Source organism: Massilia sp. FBCC-B171 (genome assembly GCF_059134155.1).
Genome location: NZ_CP101443.1, coordinates 972,275 through 989,218, shown reverse-complemented (window position 1 = coordinate 989,218; position 16,944 = coordinate 972,275). Strand labels below are relative to the sequence as shown.

14 protein-coding genes are annotated in these 16,944 nt (G+C 68.3%); 7 read left to right on the top strand and 7 right to left on the bottom strand.

Features of this window, described 5'->3' with window-relative positions; translation table 11 throughout:
- Positions 1 to 71: 71 nt before the first annotated feature.
- Positions 72 to 812 (top strand): 2OG-Fe dioxygenase family protein, encoded by a 741-nt coding sequence (locus NMB41_RS04470; RefSeq protein WP_494381278.1) that lies wholly within the window; start codon positions 72 to 74, stop codon positions 810 to 812.
- A 271-nt stretch (positions 813 to 1,083) separates the two neighbouring features.
- On the opposite strand, the gene NMB41_RS04465 is transcribed toward NMB41_RS04470, so the two are convergent.
- Positions 1,084 to 1,449, bottom strand: coding sequence for a hypothetical protein (locus NMB41_RS04465; RefSeq protein ID WP_494381277.1), 366 nt, complete (start codon positions 1,447 to 1,449; stop codon positions 1,084 to 1,086).
- 161 nt (positions 1,450 to 1,610) lie between these two features.
- On the opposite strand from NMB41_RS04465, the gene NMB41_RS04460 reads away from it, so the two are divergent.
- Positions 1,611 to 2,738, top strand: a complete 1,128-nt coding sequence (locus NMB41_RS04460) for an efflux RND transporter periplasmic adaptor subunit (RefSeq protein ID WP_494381276.1) — start codon at positions 1,611 to 1,613, stop codon at positions 2,736 to 2,738.
- A 10-nt stretch (positions 2,739 to 2,748) separates the two neighbouring features.
- Complete coding sequence (locus NMB41_RS04455) at positions 2,749 to 5,865, top strand: efflux RND transporter permease subunit (protein WP_494381275.1); 3,117 nt, start codon at positions 2,749 to 2,751, stop codon at positions 5,863 to 5,865.
- Here NMB41_RS04455 and NMB41_RS04450 read toward each other — a convergent pair whose 3' ends face one another.
- From NMB41_RS04450 to NMB41_RS04425, 6 genes are all read right to left on the bottom strand, one after another.
- Positions 5,866 to 6,450 (bottom strand): lasso peptide biosynthesis protein, encoded by a 585-nt coding sequence (locus NMB41_RS04450; RefSeq protein WP_494381274.1) that lies wholly within the window; start codon positions 6,448 to 6,450, stop codon positions 5,866 to 5,868.
- A gap of 81 nt (positions 6,451 to 6,531) precedes the next feature.
- Positions 6,532 to 6,663: a hypothetical protein gene (locus tag NMB41_RS04445; protein ID WP_494381273.1), complete on the bottom strand. Its 132-nt coding sequence runs from the start codon at positions 6,661 to 6,663 to the stop codon at positions 6,532 to 6,534.
- Positions 6,660 to 8,210 carry an asparagine synthase-related protein gene (locus NMB41_RS04440; RefSeq protein ID WP_494381272.1) on the bottom strand — a complete coding sequence of 517 codons (1,551 nt, stop codon included), beginning with the start codon at positions 8,208 to 8,210 and terminating at the stop codon, positions 6,660 to 6,662. The genes NMB41_RS04445 and NMB41_RS04440 overlap by 4 nt, the downstream gene beginning before the upstream one ends.
- A 118-nt stretch (positions 8,211 to 8,328) precedes the next feature.
- Positions 8,329 to 8,634 (bottom strand): hypothetical protein, encoded by a 306-nt coding sequence (locus NMB41_RS04435; RefSeq protein WP_494381271.1) that lies wholly within the window; start codon positions 8,632 to 8,634, stop codon positions 8,329 to 8,331.
- Between the two features lie 62 nt (positions 8,635 to 8,696).
- Positions 8,697 to 9,467, bottom strand: coding sequence for a hypothetical protein (locus NMB41_RS04430; RefSeq protein WP_494381270.1), 771 nt, complete (start codon positions 9,465 to 9,467; stop codon positions 8,697 to 8,699).
- 28 nt (positions 9,468 to 9,495) lie between these two features.
- The gene (locus NMB41_RS04425) at positions 9,496 to 10,296 is read right to left on the bottom strand and encodes a hypothetical protein (RefSeq protein WP_494381269.1); all 801 of its coding nucleotides are present in this window, start codon (positions 10,294 to 10,296) and stop codon (positions 9,496 to 9,498) included.
- Between the two features lie 175 nt (positions 10,297 to 10,471).
- Here NMB41_RS04425 and NMB41_RS04420 point away from each other — a divergent pair, with 175 nt between their 5' ends.
- Genes NMB41_RS04420 through NMB41_RS04405 form a run of 4 tightly spaced genes read left to right on the top strand, consistent with a single transcriptional unit; the run spans position 10,472 to position 16,905 of the window.
- A complete protein-coding gene (locus tag NMB41_RS04420) occupies positions 10,472 to 11,149 on the top strand; it encodes an RNA polymerase sigma factor (RefSeq protein WP_494381268.1) in 678 nt (225 codons plus the stop codon).
- Positions 11,142 to 11,765, top strand: a complete 624-nt coding sequence (locus NMB41_RS04415) for a hypothetical protein (protein ID WP_494381267.1) — start codon at positions 11,142 to 11,144, stop codon at positions 11,763 to 11,765. Before NMB41_RS04420 ends, NMB41_RS04415 begins: the two co-directional genes overlap by 8 nt.
- The gene (locus NMB41_RS04410; protein ID WP_494381266.1) at positions 11,765 to 13,603 is read left to right on the top strand and encodes a caspase family protein; all 1,839 of its coding nucleotides are present in this window, start codon (positions 11,765 to 11,767) and stop codon (positions 13,601 to 13,603) included. Before NMB41_RS04415 ends, NMB41_RS04410 begins: the two co-directional genes overlap by 1 nt.
- Complete coding sequence (locus tag NMB41_RS04405) at positions 13,600 to 16,905, top strand: CHAT domain-containing tetratricopeptide repeat protein (RefSeq protein ID WP_494381265.1); 3,306 nt, start codon at positions 13,600 to 13,602, stop codon at positions 16,903 to 16,905. Before NMB41_RS04410 ends, NMB41_RS04405 begins: the two co-directional genes overlap by 4 nt.
- Positions 16,906 to 16,944: the final 39 nt, after the last annotated feature.

Sequence of the window (16,944 nt, the reverse complement as noted above, 5' to 3'; positions counted from 1 at the left end):
TCTACTGGGATAGGCTCTGGCCCAGGGGCCGCTCTTCACCGGCCCCTGTGAAAAATGCTACGCTACCGGGCATGAACCCATCCGAACTTCCCTACAGCGATCCTTCGCGCCTGGCCGAGGCCCTGCTCGGCGATGGCTATGCCCTGCTGCGCCCCGTCGATGTCGCGCGCCTTGCCGGCTGCACGCTGGCCGACCTCGACGCTCTGGTGCCGAGCTGGGACCATCTCGAACTCGACCACTACCTGAAGGACGGCGGACGTTACCGCCGCCGCCGGCACTCCTGCTTCATCGACGATGGCAAGGCGCTGGTCCAGACGCCGCACCGCGCGCACTGGCAGCCGGTCGAATACAACGCCCTGCACGGCGGCATGCACCGCCTGTTCGAACCGATGGACACTGCTACCGTCGCCCAGCCGGGCTGGCAGCAGCTGGTACGCGCGCTGGGCGCGGTCTGTTCGCAAGCGAGAGCGGCGGCGCCCTGGTTTGTGGAAGCACACCAGTTCCGCATCGATACCACCGACGGCATCGGCCGCCCGACGCCGGAAGGCGCGCACCGCGACGGCGTCGACTTCGTGGCCGTGATCCTGATCGGGCGTACCGGCATCAAGGGCGGCGAGACCCGCGTCTTCGAGGCCGACGGCCCGCGCGGCCTGCGCTTCACCATGACCGAACCCTGGACCCTGCTGCTGCTCGACGATGCGCGCGTGATCCACGAATCGACGCCGATCCAGCCGCTGAGCGAGCACGGGCACCGCGATACGCTGGTGCTGACCTGGCGTGCCGGCGCGTTCCAGGGCGAAGGGGTCGAGTGAGGCAAGCAGGCAGCGCCGAGCAAAAAAAACGCCCGTCTACCTGACGGTAGCGGGCGGTAATCCAGAATTTCAGAGAAAAACTGGAGGAGACAGTTCCAATATACTGCGCTTTATTGTGCACCGCAATACAGTAAAACTACGGTAGGAGCACCGTAGCTGCTCCTATGAGATTCCCCTGAAATGCGCAGCTCAGGCACAGAATGTGTACCGAATTTGGCGCATCGCATCATGACTGTGCAACACATGCTCTAAATGCACCATATTGGTGCATTTAACCCCGTTTTTGATCGTCCTGTGGCACAGGATAGCCCGCGTCAGGTGGGCAGCCTGCGCCTGTCCCGCGCTCCGCGTCCGGCGTTTGTCGTGTCTCTTTCGCCCGCGCGGCGCGCATCGCCCGCAAGGATGGCGTCTCGGCGTGCGAAGGAACCCATGCGTTGCGCGCGACGCTGCCCAACTGCGGCTCGGGTTTGGTACTGGCGCGCGCCGGCAAGGCGCTCGATGCGCGCGTCGCTTCCGGAGCGCCGCAGGCCGCCTGTGACGTCCCCTTTCCAGGTTCGGCGGCCGGCGCGGCTTCCTGCGCCGCGGCGCAGGCCGGCAACGCGGCGCACATCGCGGCAAACAGCAGGGGCTTGTTCATCGGCGCCTCCGTCAAAAAGCCCATTCTAGCCAAGCCGCTATTAGAGTGGCGCTTCAATTGTGCTATTGAATCCGCTTCAATTTTTTATCCTTTTGATAAACTGCTCCATTGCCGTTCACGCCGCGGCATCCCGCATCGATCACGGAACCGGACCCACGCCCATGCCCCAACCAACACCACGCATTCTGCTCCTCGGCTCGGCCGCCCTCTTCTGCCTCGCGCTCGCTGCTTGCGGCAAGGATGAGGACAAGAAGGCGGGCACGCCCGCGACGCCCGCCCTGACCGTCAGCACGGCTGCGCCCATGACGGCCAGCCTGCCACTCAAGCTGACCGCCAACGGCAACGTCGCGCCCTGGCAGGAAGCGGTCATCGGCAGCGAGTCGGGCGGGCTGCGCCTGCTCGAAGTGCGGGTCAACGTGGGCGACGTCGTCAAGAAGGGTGAAGTGCTGGCCGTGTTCTCGGCCGATACGGTCAATGCCGATGTCGAGCAGGCGCGCGCGGCGCTGCAGGAGGCGCAGGCGAATGCCGCCGAGGCGGCCGCCAATGCCAAGCGCGGCCAGGACTTGAAGAGCTCGGGCGCGATCAGCGAACAGCAGTTCACACAGTGGGCAACCGCCGCACGCACCGCAACGGCACGCGTCGCTTCCGCCAACGCCACGCTCAAGCAACAGCAGCTGCGCCTGAAATACACGCAGGTGCTCGCGCCCGACAGCGGCGTCATTTCGGCGCGCAGCGCCACCGTCGGCGCCGTGGTCGGCGTCGGCACCGAACTGTTCCGCCTGATCCGCCAGGGCCGCCTCGAATGGCGCGCCGAACTGCCCGCTTCCGACATCGCCCGCATCAAGCCGGGCGCCCGTGTGCGCGTGAAAGGCGCCGCCGGCGGCGAAGTAGTGGGCAAGGTGCGCACCGTCGCGCCGACGGTCGATGCGCAGACGCGCACCACGCTGGTGTATGTCGACCTGCCCCCTGCGCTTTCGAGCAGCGCGCCCCTGAAGGCCGGCATGTTCGCCGGCGGCGAATTCGAACTGGGCGCCTCGAACGCGCTCACCGTGCCGCAGCAGGCGGTCGCCGTGCGCGACGGCTTCAGCTACGTGTTCCGCCTGAACCGGGACAGCCGCGTCAGCCAGTTGAAGGTCGTCACCGGGCGCCGCCTGGGCGAGCGCATCGAAGTGGTGAATGGTCTTGCTCCGGATACGCAGATCGTCGTCAACGGCGCCGGCTTCCTGAACGACGGCGATCTGGTGAGGAATGTTCCGGCACAGCCGCCCGCCAAAGTCGCGGCGCGTTGAGGACGGCACCATGAATTTTTCCGCACTCTCGATCCGCAACCCGATTCCGGCGATCCTGCTGTTCGCCCTGCTGACGCTGGCGGGCCTGCTGGCCTTCAATGCCAATAAAGTCCAGTTCTTCCCCGATATCGAACTGCCGATCGTGACCGTCACCGCCACGTTAGATGGCGCCGCGCCGGCCCAGCTGGAAACCGAAGTCGCGCGCAAGATCGAGGATTCGGTCGCCACGCTGCAGGGCGTGAAGAACATCTACACCAAGGTGCTCGATGGCGTGGCCACGGTCACCGTCGAATTCATCCTCGAGAAGAACCTGTCGGACGCCGTGAACGACGTGCGCGACGCCGTCTCGCAGGTACGCGCCGACCTGCCGGCCGAGATGCGCGAGCCGAGCGTGACCAAGGCCGCCACCGCCGGTCGCGCGGTGCTGACGTTTACCGCCAGCGCCAAGCCGGGCACGAATGGCCTCGACGACCAGGAGCTGTCCTGGTTCGTCGACAATGCCGCCGCCAAGCGCCTGCTGACCGTGCCGGGCCTGGGCGCCGTGAAGCGCGTGGGCGGCGTTGACCGCGAAGTGCGGGTCGAACTGAACGATGCGCGCATGGCCGCGCTGCGGGTCTCCGCCCTGGACGTGTCGCGCCAGCTGCGCAACGTGCAGCGCGAAGCGCCGGGCGGACGCGGCGACGTCAGCGGCGCCGAGCAATCGGTGCGCACGCTGGCCACCGTCGCCAGCGCCGAGGAGCTGGCACGCATGGACATCCCGCTGCCGGACGGGCGCCGCGTGCGCCTCTCGGAAGTGGCGACCATCATCGACACCGTCTCCGAGCCGCGCTCGCTGGCCGAGCAGGATGGCCGCAAGGTGGTCGGCTTCGAGATCTTCCGCACCCGCGGCGCCAGCGAAACCGAGGTAGCCGAAGGTGCGCGCGCCGCGGTGGCCGAGCTGCAGAAGGCGCACGCGAACGTGGTGCTCAAGGAGGTGGTCGACAACGCCGAGCCGGTGCAGGAGAACTTCGACGCCTCGATGGAGATGCTGTACGAAGGCGCGATCCTGGCCGTGATCGTGGTCTGGTGGTTCCTGCGCGACTGGCGCGCCACCTTTGTCGCCGCCGCCGCCCTGCCGCTGTCGGTGATTCCCGCCTTTCTTGGCCAGTACCTGTTCGGTTACACGCTCAACATGGTCACGCTGCTGTCGCTGGCCCTGGTGGTCGGCGTGCTGGTGGACGACGCCATCGTCGAGATCGAGAACATCGCGCGCCACCTGAACATGGGGAAAAGCCCGATGCAGGCGGCACTCGAAGCGGCCGACGAAATCGGCATGGCGGTGATTGCCACGACCTTCTCGCTGGTGGCGGTGTTCCTGCCGACCGCCTTCATGAGCGGCATCCCGGGGCGCTTCTTCAAACAGTTCGGCTGGACCGCGGTGCTGGCCATCCTCGCCTCGCTGGTGGTGGCGCGCCTGCTCACGCCCATGATGGCGGCGTATATCATGAAGCCCGCCAAGAATCCCCATGTCGAGAAGGATGGCGCAATCATGCGCCGCTACATGGCGAGCATGCAGTGGTGCCTGCGCCACCGCCGCGTCACGGCGATCGCCTCCCTCTTGTTCTTCGTGGGCTCGATCGCGCTGGTGCCGCTGCTGCCGACCGGCTTCGTGCCCGCCGCCGACCGCGGCCAGACCATCATCAACGTCGAACTGCCGCCCGGCTCGACGCTCGCGCAAACCCATGGCGTGGCCGAGCAGGCGCGCCTGGCGGCGATGCGGGTGCCTGGCGTGAAAGGCGTCTTCAGCTCGATCGGCGGCGGCTCCAGCGGCGACGCCTTTGCGCCCGGCGCTTCGGCCGAAGCGCGCCGTGCGGTGCTGACAGTGACCACTTCGCACCGCGGCGATCGCGACGAGAAGCTCTCGGACCTCGAGCGCCTGATCCGGACGGAATTGTCCGGCATTCCCGGTGCGCGTTTTTCCGTCGGCCAGGCCGACACCGGCGGCAAGCTGCAGCTGGTGCTGCGCAGCGAAGACCCGGTCGCGCTGACTGCCGCCGCCCAGCGCGCCGAGCGTGAACTGCGCGGCCTGCAAGGCATCGGGAACGTCAGTTCGAGTGCGTCGCTGGTGCGCCCCGAGATCATCGTGCGGCCGAATTTTGCGCGCGCGGCGGACCTGGGCGTGACGGCGGCATCGATCGGCGAGACGGTGCGCGTGGCGACTGCCGGCGACTACGAACAGGCGCTGGCGAAGATGAACCTGTCGGAGCGCCAGGTGCCTATCCGGGTAAAACTGCCCGACGCGGTGCGCGCCGACCTCGACGCCATCGGCCGCCTGACGGTGCCGGGCAAGAACGGCCCGGTGCTGCTGTCGAGCGTCGCCGATATCACCATGGAAAGCGGCCCGGCCCAGATCGACCGCCTGAACCGCAGCCGCAACGTCACGCTCGACGTCGAGCTGGGCGGACGCTCGCTCGGCGAGGTGAACGACGAAGCGCGCGCCCTGCCCGCGTTCACGGCCTTGCCGGCCTCGGTGCAGATTGCCGAGCTGGGCGACGCCCAGGAGATGCAGGCGCTGTTCGCCAGCTTCGGCGTGGCGATGGCGATCGGCGTGCTGTGCATCTACGGCGTGCTGGTGCTGCTGTTCCACGACTTCATGCAGCCGATCACGATTCTCGCCGCGCTGCCGCTGTCGATCGGCGGCGCCATCGTCGCCCTCCTGATCACCGGCAGCGCGCTGTCGATGCCGACCATGATTGGCCTGATCATGCTGATGGGGATCGTGACCAAGAACTCGATCCTGCTGGTCGACTACGCCATCCTCGCGCGTACGGCCGGCATGAACCGCTTCGATGCGCTGGTCGACGCCTGCCACAAGCGCAGCCGGCCGATCATCATGACCACCATCGCAATGGGCGCGGGCATGATGCCGCTGGCCCTGGGCTTCTCGGGCGACCCGAGTTTCAGGTCGCCGATGGCGATTGCCGTGATCGGGGGCCTGATTACGTCGACCTTACTCAGCCTGCTGGTGGTGCCGGCGGTGTTTACCTATGTGGACGATTTCAAGGGCTTGCTGGGCCGTGGGGTACGCAGGATGAGAAAGCATCCTAGGGAGCCCATGCACAGCGCCGAGGCGACCGCGGTGAAGTAGTCATACATACGCTACGCAGGCCTGGTAGTGCACCATCACGTCTGGACACTCCAGAACCGGGTGGTCGCCAATCTGCACCCAGGCGTGCATTTTTTCTGTCGGAACCTGGGCGCCGAGCAGGATCTTCGAGGTAATGCCCAGCCGGCGCAGATAGATATGGCGGCACAGCGAGACTGGCAGGCAATCCTGATTGCTGCGCCGGCCGAAGGCGACGGCGGAAAGGCGCACGGCTTCCTCCACTCCGATGCCGGCGGCCCGGGCTCGCGGAAACAACAGCTGCATCAGCGCGATCGCGGCCGACAATGGCAGCAGCCGCAGGCAGAGGGTGGCTGCCCGCTTGATCGACGCGGCCTCCGGCCCGGCCGGCACGGCGCCGCTATCCGCGCTGCTGTCGATGATCGACGCACGCTGCAACTCGCTGCTTCCCTTCGTGCCAGGCGACGTGCCCAGTGCCAGGCGCAGGGCGGCGCGCATGGGCGTGCGGCGGTAGTCGGTCGTGCTCACGACCATGTGGCCGGTGCGCGGCGCAATCATGGTGCAGGTGCCGAGTTCGGGATCGTGGATCGGATACCAATGCTTTTTCATGTGGTTTGCCTCAGTGCTGCGCTCACGCCGCTCCTGCCTGTGCGGGAGCAGCGCAAAGTTCACGTCATTTCTGGCGGCGGCTTAACGGCCGTCGTACTCGTACCACATGTTCGCGGTATCACGGTTGCCCGTGTTCGAGCCACCTTTGATCATGGTGGAATCGGCGCGCAGCTGCAGGTCGGTTTTAAAGAAAAATGTGAGCAGATATTTCATGGTTCAGTCCTTGGTGGTTGAATAAATGGGAATACTTCCGAATACCGGTCTCTCGCTGTCACCCCCGTTTCCTTTGAATTTTCCTGATCCGCCCATAGCAGGACGGCGAGCATGATGCTGAACATCGGGTTGCCGGCGTCGACGCCGCGCGTGGCTGTCTCGGCGAATGCCGCGAACACCCCGGGCGGCACGCCCAATGCGTCGAGCGTGCAGGCGCTGCGGCTTGCCACGCGGAGAATGTCCTGGCGCGCGGCGATCGCCCCCCGATATACAATCCCCAGGTGATCGACCTTGCCCGGCCGCCGCCAGAGTGCGTCGGGCAGGTCTGCGCGAAACGCCGCGTGGGCGAACGGCTTCTGGACGCCCGGTTCCCGTGGCGGATCGGCCAGCCACAAGCGCGCCGCCGCGCGCAGCACCTCGCGCGAGGCCAGGCCTGACACGTAGTCCATGCCCGGGACGCCGCTACGCACCATGGCCGTCGGGTGGCAGGGATCGAACATGCCGGGGTGCCAGAGACCGCCGAATCCCTCGCCAGGGGCCGCGTTCAGTCCGGCGGCGATGGCTTGCGCCCGCGCCGCTACTTCGCGGCACAGGCGCGGCGGCAACCAGTGGGCCAAATCGGCGGGCAGCGCATACCGGATCTTCTGGCCAGGATGCCAGCGGAACAGCGTGTCGCCTCCGTGGCCGTTCAGCAGGACACGCGCGCCGGTCTCGCGCGCTGCCAATGCAACGCTGGCAAAAGCACCCCAGGCGGTCGATGCCAGGGTCGGCGCGCCATGCCATGGCAGGCTGGATAGCCCAGCAAACGGCAGGAAGCCGCGGTGCCCGACCAGGGCGATCGGGCCGGGCGCGTGCGCCAGTACCGCCTCCTGCATCTCGCTCTCGCGCATGAATTCCGAGTACGGAAAGCGGCAGGTCACGCCACCCCGGTAGTGCGGCGCGATGCGCGCGAGGCAGCGCGCGCGGACGATCGAGGAGTCGATCCCGCCGGAAAACTCGGAGGCGACGGCTCCCCGTTCCGCCAGGCCCAGCAAGTGCAGGTCCAGCGCTTCGCGCAATTCACCAATGGCCTCGGCCAGCGGTGGAAGCGCCGTGTGGATGCCTTCGAACACCCGGTCGGCAACACCGGAGCGCAACACGCGGCCGTCCGGACCCAGCACCAAGCGCCGGCCCGGCGGCACCGTGCGCCAGCGCCGGTCGAAGGTGAGCGTATGCGTCGACAATTCGTAAGGCCCGGCCACGATGGCGCGCGCGATGAAATCGGCAAAGCCATCCTGGTCGAGATGGCGCAGGCGCTCGTCGAGCGGAACACCAGGCAGTGCATCGCGAATCGTGACACCGTCGCCATCGCTGGCGAAATACAGCGGATGGAGATTATTGTGGCCGGCTGCGAGCGTAATCATGCCGCTGCAGCGTTCGACGGCCACGAGCGCATAGGCCAGGCCGAGCGCTGCGAACAGACGCGGGAGGGTGCCCTCGAGGCCGGGCTCGGCGGCGCAGGCCGCGGCAGCCGCGGCAAGATCCGGTACCTGCGTGTCCGTCCACAACCACAGTTGGCGGCAGCTGCCCGCCACTACCCTGGGCCTTGCGCGCGCAACCAGGGAAAGGCGCGCGGAGAGCCGCGATGCCGTCGATGCCGATGCCATTTGCCGATTGCCTGCGGTCTTATTTGCAGACGTAGGCCTTGCCGACCCACTCGCTGGTCATGCTGGTGCCCTGCTGCGACCAGACCACGTCGGTCGCCTGCAGGCGAACGGCCTCGTTCATGGCCCGCGCCTTGGCATTTTTCGAACCGACGGCGGAGCTCAGGCCGACGAACACGGCGTCCGCGCCCTGCACCTGCCCGGCCAGCTTGCAGCGTTTCACCTCGCTGTCGTTCACTTCGCGGATCGAGTTCGGCTTGACGGTGGTGCAAGCGGTGAGGACAGCCATGCCGCAGAGGCAGACGATGGCGGGGATCAGTTTGTTCATGGTGAGTGTCGTTTTCGTTGTGGGTAAATTGAACAGTTGGGGCAGCAGCCCGCCCCGCGGTCTTATTGCGCGGTCTGGGTGGCGAGGATGTTGCCGTTCTTGTCGGTCAGCTCGATCTTGAGAATCTGCGCCTGCACCACTTTCTTGCTGACGTCGGCGTCCTGCACATAGCCGTACACTACCGTGCGCATGGCTTCGTATTTGCTGCGCAGGCCCTCGATCACGCGTGCCTTGTCTTCGTCCGCGACACTCAGGTGGTGGAACTGGGGGCCGTTATTGAAGCCGATCTTGTAACTGCTGTTGTCGTTGAAGTAGCGGTACGAGCCTTTTTCCCACACCGAGGAGTCGAGCGGAAAGCCCTTCTTCTCGAAATCGTATTTTCCGACCGAGTCGGCCATTTCCAGCTTCACGTAGCGCTGCCGGGACGCTTGCGCCACGCCGCCATCGATCTTCACCTTCAGCGCTTTCAGGAGGTCGCTTTTCTTGAATTCATCCGAGGTCGACATATAGTCGCGCGAGTAATTGCCGGCCACCTCGTTGTAATCGATCGGCATGCCCGCGATGCTCAGGTAGGCGAACATGATCTGGTTGCCGCTGTCGATGTCGATGTAGCTGCTCGCCGGCGTGTTCGGGTCGCCCTTGGGCAACTGGGCGCGTGCTTCTTCCTTGGCCTGTTCCGCCATGGCGGCCGGTTTGGCGGCATCCGCCAGGTTCGGTGCTGCGCCGGTATCGGCCGGCGCCTTGTCCTTGCAGCCGGCCAGGCCGGTGAGCAAGGCCAGCGCCAGCAGCGCGGCGTGCGGACGACGAAGGAGCGGGTGTGCGTGGTGGGACATGATGTTCCTTGATGAATGATGGTGGGGTTCAGGCCTTAGCGGCGAGGAATTTCATGGCCCCTCGTGCGGCCAGGTAGAGGCTGGCGAGCAGCGCCAGGTAAGCGCCCGCGCCGATGGAAATGGCGCGCATGGCTTCGCGCAGCATCATGCTGCTGACGCTCTCGGCCATGCGCGCGGCCTGTTCGCCGCCCAGGAAGCCGGCCGCGCCCTGCGCCTGCTGCACGCTGTCGTTCACGCCGTTGTAGATCATCAGCGCGACGAGCAGCATGAATACCAGCGGCAGCAGGCCGCCAAGATGCGCGCGCTTGTCCTTCCAGAACTGCGGCGCCAGTGGCGCGGCCAGGGCGGCAATGCAGAGGAAACCGTAGATGCCGCTGCTGCCGCTGGCGTCGCGCAGCCCGTTCATCAGCCCGGCCGGCGAGTTGAGGATGCCGAGCAGCTTCCAGAACGAAAGCCCCACGTTGTATTGGGACGAGACCTGGATCGACACCGTATTCAAGAAGAACCAGCCCACGAGCAAAGCGCCCATCGCCACCAGCGTCGGCATGCCGAAGCGCGCCGTCAGGCCAGCCGCCAATTCGCCTCCCTTGCTCCGGGCAGCCTGCATGGCCAGCTCCGCCTGCTCTCGCGCCAGCTGCGATTCGGCCACCGGCACCACCGCGGCCAGGCTGCCCGCGCCGTCGAGCGCGACGTCGACCACCATGCCGACCTTGGGCGGCGTGTCCGACTTCCAGTGCGTCTCCAGCGTGAACGGGTGCTGCAGGCCTTCGCTGCTCAGTAAGCCGGGGCCGGCGTTGGTGTCCCGCAAAATCTTGCCGCGATGTTTCATGATGGTGGTCTTCCTTTCCGGTTTCAGGACTGCAAACGCATCCTTTCACCGTGTTGTTCGTTGCCCACCAGCCGACGGTTCAAATTATTTTCAGATTTTTTAAGAAATTTTTTTTATTTATACAAGGACCTGTTTCCATCGACAAAGCGTCCTGGCCTGACACATAATATTACTTATGGTTACCACTTTGCCCCCCGAAACGCCCGCTGCGCCGCCCCTGCGGAAGGCGGCCGCGAGCGCGCAGACGGCGCCGCCGCGCGAGCTGCTGGTAGCCATGGCCGCGGGCGACCAGCGCGCCCTCGATCTGCTGTATCGGGGCTGGTCGCGCAAGGTCAGGGTATTCGCGCACGCCAGGCTGCTGCGCTGCGGACTCGATGCCGAAGCCATCGCCGGCGAGGTGACGGTCGATGTCTTTCACGAGCTGTGGCGCCATCCCCTGCGCTACGATGGCAGGGTGGAATTCACTACCTGGCTGCTCACGCTGACGCGCAACAAGACCGTCGACCAGATCCGCCGCCATGGCAAGCGCTTGCTGCGCGAGGAAGCGTTCGCCGATGACGACGGCGCCGGGTACGAGGACGCGCTCGACACGGACACCGCGCCCGATCCGCAGGCTCTCCACGAAACCGCCCAGCGCCGCACGGCGGTGCTGCGCTGCCTGCAGCGCCTGCGCAATCCGCTGCAACGCGAGAGCCTGACCTTGTGGGCGCTCGAGGACCTGTCGGTGCTCGACATCGCCCGCATCCAGGAGGTGCCGGAAGGGACCGTCAAGACCAGGCTGTTCCACGGCCGGCTCAATCTGCGCCAGTGCGTCGAACGCTGGTTCGTACAGGAAGGTGGACGCCATGGATGAACATCAACGCTTGCTGGACCGGCTGCCCGACTACTTGAATGGCCATGTCGCCGGCGAGGATGCGCGCCGCATCGGCGCCCTGCTCGAGAGCGATGCGGCATGGCAGGCGCAGGCCGCCGTGCTGGCCGACCTGCGCGCCGCTATCGGTGCACAGGTGGCCAGCATGGACGACGCCGCCGGACTGGACGAGCTCAAACGCCGGATCGCCGCCGGCCCCGGGACGGCGCCGGAGCCGCCCCCGGTGCGGGCCGGATGGTGGTGTCGCATCGTCGGCCTGCGCCCGGGACCGGTGTTGACGCCGGCCGTGATGGCAACCCTGGCCGGCGTCTGCGTGGTGCAGACCTGGATGCTGCACGGCGCACCCGAACCCGACACCGGCCTGGCCTGGCGCAACGCGCCGCTCAGCGTCGCCGCGCCGCAGGCCAACCTCCAGGTGCGCTTTGCCGCCGACGCCAGCCTGGCGCAAGTGGAGGCGGCATTGATCCAGGCCCGCGCCCGCATCGTCACCGGGCCCCTAGGCGGCCAGCGCTACCTGCTGCGGGCCGACGATCCGATCGCCGCCTTGGCGGGCCTGCGTGCCAACGTGGCCGTCGTCGAAGCCGGGCCGGCGCCCTGATGCGCGGCCGGCTGCTTGCGCTGTGGTTCGCTTGCGCGGCCGGCGCCGCCGCGCCGGCCGCACAAGCCGAGCGCTACGCGCTGCTGGTCGGCGTGGCGAGCATGCCGGCACTGCCGCGCAGCGCCTCGCTGGACGGGCCGCGCCACGACGTGCCGGCCATGCGCACCGCCTTGCTGGGCCATGGCTTCGCACCCTCCCGTATCATCACCCTGGCCGATGGCGTCGCCGGCGCGGCTGTGCCTACGCGCAGCGCCATCCTGGCCCAGCTGGCGCGCCTGGGCAACACGCTCAAGGCGGACGACGTGCTGGTCCTGTACTGGTCCGGCCACGGACTCCTGATGCCGGGTCCGCCGGGTGTGGGGCAAACCTCGTCCGGCCAGCAGGTGCATCTGCTGGCGCAGGATGCCCGTATCGACGCCCGCAGCCGGCAGCTCTCGGGCAGCATCAGCAGCGGCGACATCGGCCGGGCGATCGATGCCCTCGCGGCGCGCCGTGTTCAGGTCGTGGCCGTGTTCGACAGCTGCCATGCGGCCGGCAGCACCCGCGGCGATGCCGGCCTGGCCTGGCGCGGCCTGTCCGGCGCGGCGCTCGGCTGGGCGCCGCGGGTGCCCGCGCTCGGAGGCCGGCCCGGTACCAAAGGCCGCCCGGCGGCGGGGCCGCTCGATAGTGCATCAGGGCCACGCGAACGGCCGCTGTTCATCGGCTTCTTCGCCGCCGAACCGCAGCAACGCAGCGCCGAAGCCCTCGGCAGCGACTATCCCGGCCAGGCGCGCGGCATCTTTACGCGTGCGCTGATTGCCGGCCTGCGCGAGAACCCGGCCAGCTATCTGGCGTGGGCCAGCCTGACCAGCCAGTACTACCGCCAGGCGCTGGACGCGCGGCAGCTGCCGGCCAGCGTGCGTCCTTTGCCGGTGTACGCCGGCGCACTTGAACAGGCACTGTGGACGGCCGGGGATGCGCCGCTGTTATGGCCGGTTCGCCAGGACGAACGCGGCTGGTATGTGCCGTATGGCCGCCTCGACGGCCTGGCAGTGGGCGATGTGCTGCAACGCGGCGCCGGCACCTGGCGCGTCATCGAGGCAGGCTGGAACGAAGCGCGTCTGGCTCCACCGGACCACGCAACTGCTGGCGCCGGCTGGGCCCGGCGCCTACCGTCCGAACCGGCACCGGGCGGCGCGCCGGCGATCGCCGTGCTCGACGGGCGTCGCGGTACGCGCGCGGTCGACGTGTCCCTGCCTGGCCGCAGTGCGGTGCGCCTGCGTGTGCGAGACGCCGAACTGCCGGCCTTGCGCACTCGGGTCGCCGCTATCGTTCCCTTGCTGGCCCTGCCATCGACAGCCGGCACGGCGCTGCTGCAGGCGCGCATCGAGGTCCAGGTGCCCGGACACGCAGTGGTCAGCCTGCCGTTTGCCGACCGCGACCTCGGCCGGCTGGCACCCGGCACGCGCCTGCGCGTGATCCTTGAGAACGCCAGCGAGGGGTCGGTCGATGCCGGCATCGTGCACCTGCCGCTGACCGGGCCGGCAACGCGCGTGTTTCCTGTGTTCGAAAGCGACAGCAACCGCCTGCCGCCCGCCATGCCGCCCCAGGCAAGCCGTTTTGAACGCGAGTTCGAGGTCACGCGCCAGGGCACCGCGGGTGCGCCGGAATGGCTGGTACTGGTAGCCGCGCCCGCCGGCAAGGACGCCCTGCCGCGCCGCTTCGCGCTGTTCGAGTCCCTGCGCAGAAACACGGATGTGGAGAACGGACGCGGCGCGGTCCTGGCAGCCCGCCAGCGCGCCGACCTGGCGCAGGTGGCACGCATCAGCTGGCGGGTGGCGCCTGGAGTGCGTCCATGATGCGGCGCACCGCCAGCGCCTGGCGCAAGCTCGCAGGGACAGCTTGGCTGTGCGCGGCGGCAGGCCTGGCGTCGGCGCAGGCGGCGCCCGCCACCGCAACCGGATGCCGGCCCTTTGCCGACGACCTGATAGAACGCGGCTGGCAGTCCATCAAACAGGAACGCCTCCAGCATGCCGTCGCTCCGATCGAGCAGGCGTTGCGCCTGTGCCGCGCGGCCGCCGACCAGCCTGGGATCTCGGCCAGCCTGCTGGCGCACGGCCAGTTGCTGGACTTGCTGCACCGCTATGCCGAGAGCGAATCGGCCCTGCTGGAAGGATGGAAGCTGCGCCAGCAGATCGACAGCGGTCCCCTGGCGGACGGCGATCCGGGACGGGAACGCATGTATTATCCGGCCGAGCTGATGTATCTCTATCGCCAGTGGAGCCGTTACGACCTGGCCTGGGAATGGGGCGAGAAGGCCTTGCGCGCCAAGGCCGAGCTGGTGGGGACCGCGTCGAGTTCTTATGGCACCAGCCTCTCGAACCTGTCCGGCATCGCCCTGGTAACGCGCGACTATGCGCGCGGCCTGCCGTATGCGCGCCAGGCCATGGACATCTGGGAGCGCACCTCCGGGACGGACAGCACCGACCATGCCTGGGGCATGCGCGACGTCGGTGTGCTGCTGCTCGGCCAGGGCAAGATGCAGGACGCCTACCACTATCTGGAGCGCGCCTACCGGATCCGCCTGGCGGCATTCGGCCAGGACAGCGCCGAAACGCAAACCAGCGTCCAGGACATGACGGCCTGGCACACCCAGGCCGGCAACGACGCTGCGGCATTGGCCTATGCCGAACTGGGGCTAGCTAGCGCGGTGCGGCGCCTCGGCCCCGAGACGCTCGGCGCCAGCTATGCTCTGGCGCGGGTGGCCCGCATCCACCTGCGCCTTGGAGAAACGGCGCAGGCGGCCAGCGAGGCGGAACAGACGCTGCGCATCCGCCGCGCAGTACTGGGCGAACACAACGCCCAGACCGTGAACGCCTGGCAGGACGTGGCCAAGACGCAGCTCGCCAACAACCGTCTTGGCCGCTCGGCGGCCGCGGCCCAGGCGGCACTCCAGGCCTGCGGGGCCATGCCGGGCGGCGTGGCTGCCTCATGCGTGTCGCACCAGCTCGATTACACCAGGGCGCTGCTGGCGCTGGGCCAGGCAAGCGAGGCGCTTGCGCAAGCCGAGCGCGCTGCCGCATTGGCAGCGGGCCACGGCCAGATGGGGGACGACGAACAAAGCGCCGTCATGCTTGGCGCGCAAGCGCTGCGCGGCCTAGGGCGCCAGGCAGAGGCCGAAAGCGCCCTTGCCGCGCTGGCGCGGCGCGGCGAGGGCCTGCCCGATGCGGCGGCCAGCGACCGCCTGGAAATCGCGCTCGCACTGGACGCGGTGCGTGCCGAGCGCGCGGGCCTGGACCAGGCCGGCCTGGCTGCGCTCGCCGCAAGCAGCGGTGCGCTCGCACGGCAAATGGGCGAGCGGCGTGGACTGTCCCACCCCGCCTATGCCGCCGCGCTGCTCGATACCGCCGCGCTCAACGCGCGCGGTCCGGACCGGACACTGGCACGTGCGCAAAGCGCGCGCGCCATGGCGATCGGACTGGCGAACCAAGCCACCCTGTTGCAGGCCCGCGCGGCCGCCCAGTTGAGCGCACTCGGTGTGGGCGCAAATTCAGTGTTCTTCGGCAAGCTGGGTGTCAACGCCTTGCAGGCCGCCCGCGAAAACACCACCAGCCTGCCGGTCGAGCAGCAGCACAGCTTCGTCCAATTGAAGAAGGCCGCCTACCAGCAACTGGTCGACCAGCTGCTGGACGGGCACCGCATCGGCGAGGCCGAACGTGTGCTGGCGATGGTCGAGGAAAACGAATTCAACGACCTGGTGCGCGGCGCCGATGCCGACGCAGGGGGGCGCCAGGATGCGCGCGTCGCCCGCCTGCCTTTCGACGGCGTCGACGAAACGGCCGAGCGCGCCCTGGCCCTGCATGCCCGCGGCCTGACCCAGGCCGCACAGGCGCTGGCACAGGCACGCGCCCGCCAGGCGCAGGGGATTGCCGGCGGCGCGGCCGACCTGGCGGCGGCGCAGGCCGCCATGCAGGGATCGCTCGACCAGGCGACGGCAGCCTGGAGTGCACCGGCGCACCCTGTCCCGCCGGTCGGCACCGCCACCGATGCGGCGCCAGGCGCCGCGGCGAAGGGTGTGGCAGCGCGCGCCGCGCTGCCGCCGGGCCGGCTGCACCTGACCTACCTGGTGGGGGAACGCCGCATGCGCATCGTGGTCCAGCACGGCAGCATCGCCCGCGTCGTGAACCTTGACGTGGATGAAGCAGCCCTGGCGCGCGACATCGCACTGCTGCGCCGGCTGGCGCAAGATCCCGGCAAGGACCCACGCGCCCAGGCCCAGCGCCTGTTCGGGCAACTGCTCGCGCCAGTGCTGCCGGAGCTGGCCCGGGCACGCACCCTGACCTTGTCGCTGGGCGGTGTCCTGCGCTACCTGCCGTTTGCCATGCTGCATGATGGCCGGCAGTGGCTGGTCGAACGCCTTCCGCTGCAGGTCGCGAGCGGCGCCGGTACGGACGGCGCTGCGGCCGGGATCTCGACCGCCCAGCGGGCCAGATCGGTCGCCCTGCTGGGGCAAAGCCAGGCCAGCGGCGACCTGCCTGCCCTTCCCTTTGTGGCGCGCGAGTTGCATGCGGTCGGCGCGATCGGCACGTCGGGCCGTATTCCCACTCATACCTATCTCGACGCCGGCTTCACCGACGCCTCGCTCGAACGCGCCCTGCAACGCAACAGCATGGTGCACATCGCCAGCCACTTCGTGCTGCGTCCAGGGCGCGACGATGCCTCCTACCTGGTGCTGGGCGGCGGCCGGCAACTGAGCCTGGCCGAACTGGCGCAGGCGCGCTTCCGCTTCGCCGGACTGGACCTGTTGACGCTGTCGGCCTGCGAGACGGCGGTGCCGGCCGGGGTGGATGCCACCGGCCGCGAGCTGGCCGGCCTGGCCTGGCTGGCACGCGAACGCGGTGCCCGTCACGTGCTTGCCAGCCTGTGGCGGGTCTCGGACAGGTCCACTGCGGCGCTGATGGCGGACTTCTATCAGGCACTGGGACGCGGCGCGGCGAAGCCGGAGGCGTTGCGCGCGGCGCAGCTGCGGCAGATCCGGCGGGCTGCCCTGGAGCGAACGGCGCGCGCGCGTGGCCTGAAGGCCGTCGGCAGACCCGCCCTGGCGCCCATGCGCGGCCATCCCTTCTACTGGGCCGGATTCACGCTGCTGGGTTCCATGTAAAAGCAAAACGCCGGCATGCATGCCGGCGTTTTGCTTTTA